At 38.0% G+C, this 4,035-nt stretch carries 4 protein-coding genes and 4 pseudogenes; 2 read left to right on the top strand and 6 right to left on the bottom strand.

Annotation, left to right across the window (positions count from 1 at the left end; all coding sequences use genetic code 11):
* Positions 1–118 precede the first annotated feature (118 nt).
* A pseudogene (gene mnmC / locus ARSQ2_RS12885) lies at positions 119–372 on the top strand (bifunctional tRNA (5-methylaminomethyl-2-thiouridine)(34)-methyltransferase MnmD/FAD-dependent 5-carboxymethylaminomethyl-2-thiouridine(34) oxidoreductase MnmC); the annotation flags it as partial.
* A gap of 27 nt (positions 373–399) precedes the next feature.
* On the opposite strand, the gene ARSQ2_RS07425 reads toward mnmC, so the two are convergent.
* From ARSQ2_RS07425 to prmB, 6 genes and pseudogenes are all read right to left on the bottom strand, one after another.
* Positions 400–633 carry a hypothetical protein gene (locus ARSQ2_RS07425; protein WP_338078270.1) on the bottom strand — a complete coding sequence of 78 codons (234 nt, stop codon included), beginning with the start codon at positions 631–633 and terminating at the stop codon, positions 400–402.
* Positions 634–767: 134 nt separating this feature from the next.
* Positions 768–902: a hypothetical protein gene (locus ARSQ2_RS13730; protein ID WP_255487648.1), complete on the bottom strand. Its 135-nt coding sequence runs from the start codon at positions 900–902 to the stop codon at positions 768–770.
* A gap of 61 nt (positions 903–963) precedes the next feature.
* Positions 964–1,059, bottom strand: a complete 96-nt coding sequence (locus tag ARSQ2_RS15260; protein WP_476726902.1) for a hypothetical protein — start codon at positions 1,057–1,059, stop codon at positions 964–966.
* Positions 1,060–1,065: 6 nt separating this feature from the next.
* Positions 1,066–1,356 (bottom strand): annotated as a pseudogene (locus ARSQ2_RS07420) (elongation factor P hydroxylase); the annotation flags it as partial.
* 6 nt (positions 1,357–1,362) lie between these two features.
* Positions 1,363–2,449 (bottom strand): annotated as a pseudogene (gene aroC / locus ARSQ2_RS07415) (chorismate synthase).
* Positions 2,450–2,531: 82 nt separating this feature from the next.
* Positions 2,532–3,464: a 50S ribosomal protein L3 N(5)-glutamine methyltransferase gene (prmB, locus tag ARSQ2_RS07410; RefSeq protein ID WP_181994899.1), complete on the bottom strand. Its 933-nt coding sequence runs from the start codon at positions 3,462–3,464 to the stop codon at positions 2,532–2,534.
* Positions 3,465–3,591: 127 nt separating this feature from the next.
* Between prmB and ARSQ2_RS07405 the strand changes: the two are divergent.
* Positions 3,592–3,917: pseudogene (locus ARSQ2_RS07405) on the top strand (transposase); the annotation flags it as partial.
* Positions 3,918–4,035: the final 118 nt, after the last annotated feature.

Genomic DNA, 4,035 nt, shown 5'->3' with positions numbered 1-4,035 from the left:
TTCTCGGATACTCAACCCTTCTTCTTCCATCGTAAATATCACTTTACCTCTAAAATCAATTGAATAGCTCATATAAATAATGTCATCAAAATTAAGTCGCTTAGCTATAGATAAACAGCTCAGTGAGCAACAGCATATTTTGCAAGCCCCAATTCATGACAATCTATTTGTTATAGGCGCATTAGGCGCATTAGGCGCATTAGGCGCAAGAGGATTATGTAATGCGCCAATTTGCGCAGAGCTGCTTTGCAGTCAAATTTTTGCTGAACCCATTCATTGCCTTTTGACGATGATATACTGGCAAATCTCAATTCTAACCGTTTTTGGATCAGAAAATTAATACAAGGCCGGGCGGTTAAACTGGATAATTAACTTTCTAGCAAAAAAATGTAATCTCCATTAAAGGATGTACTGCATTGCACAACGTGAGGATGCAGTAAACCCATAAGCCACATCTTTTTTTAAGATAGCTTGTAGTGACAGAGTTAACTTTTCAGCCCGAATAATTGTCAAGCCCAATTTCTGATAATAAACACCATTCCAAGCAACATCACGAAAAGTGGTTAAAGTAACATGATCATAGTTTAGTTGTTTTGCTTGCATAATAACTTTTTGCAGTAAAGCCTTACCAATTCCTTTTCTTTACCATCGGCTATCAACAGATAATTCCCAAATATGCAAAGCTTGATACATTACTTCAACCTCAATGAAACTAACAAGCTGCTGCTGCTCAACTGGCACCCAACAATCGCCATCAAAAATAAATTCTAAAGTTGGTTAACGGATTTGCTTTGTGGATCAGCAACCCAAGGAAGCGCTGGAATTTTACGGAATATGGCTGCTGCTGAACATTCAATATTGACTAACTTTTCTGCTTCATCGGATACTGCCAACCTTACCAACATCGTAACCCATTTTAAAAAAGTGCAACAATACGTTGTTTTAATTTATTTGCTTTTTTGCTTATCGAGCGGCATTTTCTAACAACATCCGCCAAGTATTTAATATCAATCGTTGATCAGGGGGACTTAATTCACCCGCCTTACTTGCTTTGTCAATACTCGCTTCAACATTCTCAAAAGCGCTTTGTGTTTTCTCATTTCGCCTATCTGGATAATACCAATAACCAAAATCTATTTGTTGACGTCTAGTTTCTCCGGCAATACACTAGTGGGAAATTTCGTGTAAAGCACTAGCATAAAAGCCGCGAGCAAAAATAATCTGATGATACGGTATCTTATCCTCTGCAGGTAAATAGATAGGTTCATCATCTCCTTTAATTAAACGTGTGCGATACTCTTTCTCAAAACAAATACTAAAAATGTTAATTAGATGATTATAATTATGTTCTTTCATTAATATTTATATCGTACGATTAAAAGCTAATTCACCACATTGAGCCCGATGACGTAAAAAATGATCAATAAGCACGATAGCCATCATCGCTTCTGCTATCGGTACCGCCCGGATAGCAACACAGGGATCATGACGTCCTTTTTTAACCACTTCGACCCCATCACCTTGCCGGATTAATCGTTCTACCCGGTATGCTAATACTCGAAGTTGGCTTTAAGGCTAAATGGGCAATAATCGGTTGATTACTACTTATGCCACCTAAGATGCCACCGGCATGATTACTGACAAATCCATCACGGGTTATTTCATCCCGATTTTCAGTCCCTTTTAATGTAACCACCTTAAAACCAGCACCAATTTCAACCCCTTTAACTGCATTAATACTCATCATTGCATGGGCAATATCCGCATCCAATCGATCAAAAACAGGTTCACCTAATCCAGCCGGGACATGTTCAGCAATGACGGTTACTTTAGCACCAATAGAATTACCTTCTTTTTTCAATGAACGTAATAAAGCGTCCATTGCCTCCAATTTTGTTGGATCAGGACAAAAGAAAGGATTCTGTTCAACCAAATCCCAATCCTTCAGTTCACAACAAATATCTCCCATTTGACTTAAATAAGCCCGAATGGTTATACCTAGTTTTTGTTGCAAATATTTTTTTGCGATCGCGCCCGCAGCAGCAACACGCATCCCCGTTTCACGTGCTGAAGATCGCCCACCACCACGATAGTCAAGTAAACCATATTTTTGTTGATAAGTATAATCTGCATGCCCAGGACGAAAAATATCTTTGATTTCAGTATAATCCTGCGACCGTTGATCCTGATTTTCAATCAACAAACCAATGGGTGTTCCTGTCGTTATGCCATTAAAAACACCGGATAAAATTTTAACCTGATCAAGTTCACGTCGTTGAGTTGTATAACGAGAAGTACCAGGCCGACGACGATCTAAGTCGGTTTGCAGATCTTTTTCTAATAATGCCATACCAGGCGGAACGCCATCAACAATGCAGCCTAACGCCAAACCATGCGATTCACCAAAAGTGGTAACACGAAAAAGCTGTCCAATCAAATTTCCTGCCATCCCCTTTGTTTCCTCTTTTTATCATTCATTACAATAAGTAATTAATAAATTATTTTATTGTACGAAAAAATGTAATTACCCGTTAATCGATAAATAATTTAAATTTCTCTTGATGTTCAATAAGTTGTTTCTGCGTTAGCATGAATACACCATTGCCACCCTGTTCGAACTGCAACCAAGTAAAAGGAATATCCGGATATTGCTCAATAAGGTGTAACATACTATTACCTACTTCACAAATAAGCACCCCATTGTCCGTTAGGAAACGTGAAGCATTAGCTAGAATTGTTCTAACAAGTTTTAAACCATCAGAGCCCGCTGCAACGGCTAATTTAGGCTCTACCAGATATTCAGCTGGTAAATCAGCCATATCTTCAGCATCCACATAAGGTGGATTAGTAACCATTAAATCATATTTAATCATAGGCATATTCAAAAACAAGTCTGAACGAATAGGTACTATCCGTTCAGAGAACCCATGAGCGGCAATATTTTGTTCAGCTACCGCCAATGCATCAGCAGAAATATCAACTGCATCAATTTGCGCTTGCGGAAATTGATAGGCACAGGCAATAGCAATACATCCACTACCCGTGCACATATCTAAAATAGTTACAGGTTCATAATCAATGATGCCGGCAAAATGCTTATTAATCAGTTCTCCTATAGGAGAACGTGGGATCAAAACGCGTCCATCAACATAAATTTCATGTCCGCAAAACCAGGCTTTATTAGTTAAATAAGCAACAGGGATATGTTCATTAACACGGCGTAACACCCGTTCAACGATACGATGACGTTCACTTAAAGTCAGATGAGAAACCCATAATTGTTGAGGGATATCTAAGGGCAAAAAAAGTGATGGCAAAACAAGTTGTAAAGCTTCATCCCAACAATTATCTGTTCCATGACCGTAATAAATATTTGCTGCATTAAACCGACTAATTACCCAACGCAACATATCTTGGATGGTATGTAGTTCCGCAACCGCTTCATCAACAAAAATCTTGTCCAAAACGCCTCCTAGTCAATACAAAGTTCATATATTTAATCCCGATAGTCTGCCACGAACTACTGTAGTGGTCTAATAAAACTGTAGAGATTTATAGCTTATAATTAAGCAAAATCTTATAGGTATAAGTATGTCACGAAAAGTAAAAGTGACCTTTAGCGCAAAGCAAAAACTGGAATATGCAAAACTCATGGTTGAAGGTGGATATAGCAATATCCAAGTTGAAAAAATATCCGGTGCGGGTAAATCTGCCGTATCGCGCTGGAAGCAACAATATCTTGCCGAGTTAAATGGGAATACGCCTGTAAAATCAAAAGCGTTAACGCCCGAGCAACAGGGCATACAAGAATTAGAAGCAAAACTTAAGCGTGCTCAGAGGGATAATGACATATTAAAAAAAGCCGCGGCTTACTTCATCCTCGACAATCAAAACTCAAAATCGTGAAGCATATGAAAATTATAGCTTGGCGACTTTAAAATGATTACAAGTAATTACTCTATATTAGTAAATTTATATTGGAGAAAAATATATATTTTGTAATCAAAATTAAGACGCTTAGCTATAGTTCGCTTA

The sequence above is a fragment of the Arsenophonus endosymbiont of Bemisia tabaci Q2 genome (assembly GCF_902713415.1).
GTDB lineage: Bacteria > Pseudomonadota > Gammaproteobacteria > Enterobacterales > Enterobacteriaceae > Arsenophonus.
Note: the sequence above shows the minus strand (reverse complement) of the source record. Positions and strands in the feature narration are given on the sequence as shown.